Source organism: Thalassotalea sp. Y01 (assembly GCF_012932945.1).
In the GTDB taxonomy this organism is placed as follows: domain Bacteria; phylum Pseudomonadota; class Gammaproteobacteria; order Enterobacterales; family Alteromonadaceae; genus Thalassotalea_A.
This window is the reverse complement of record NZ_JABBXG010000033.1, coordinates 1-313: the sequence shown is the minus strand read 5'-3', so window position 1 is coordinate 313 and position 313 is coordinate 1. Positions and strand designations below refer to the sequence as shown.

Here is a 313-nt window from a genome sequence, read left to right as displayed (position 1 = left end):
CGATTTCTGTGTCCCGTTCGTCTAGAGGCCTAGGACACCGCCCTTTCACGGCGGTAACAGGGGTTCGAATCCCCTACGGGATGCCACTTTTTTAAATCTTAGGTTTCAGTATTCTCTTTGAGAATACTCCGCTTTTTGAACAAAGCGATTGTTGCATAAGGTGTTAGTGTTTGATCTTTCTTTGAGAGGTTAAATATTCACACAACAAGCAATTTTGCGTCCCGTTCGTCTAGAGGCCTAGGACACCGCCCTTTCACGGCGGTAACAGGGGTTCGAATCCCCTACGGGATGCCACTTTTTTAAGTGCTTAAAG

2 tRNA genes are annotated in these 313 nt (G+C 46.6%); both read left to right on the top strand.

Annotation, left to right across the window (positions count from 1 at the left end):
• Positions 1 to 10: 10 nt before the first annotated feature.
• Positions 11 to 86 (top strand) — tRNA-Glu (locus tag HII16_RS16710).
• Positions 87 to 218: 132 nt separating this feature from the next.
• A tRNA-Glu gene (locus HII16_RS16705) sits at positions 219 to 294 on the top strand.
• The last annotated feature ends 19 nt before the right edge of the window (positions 295 to 313 follow it).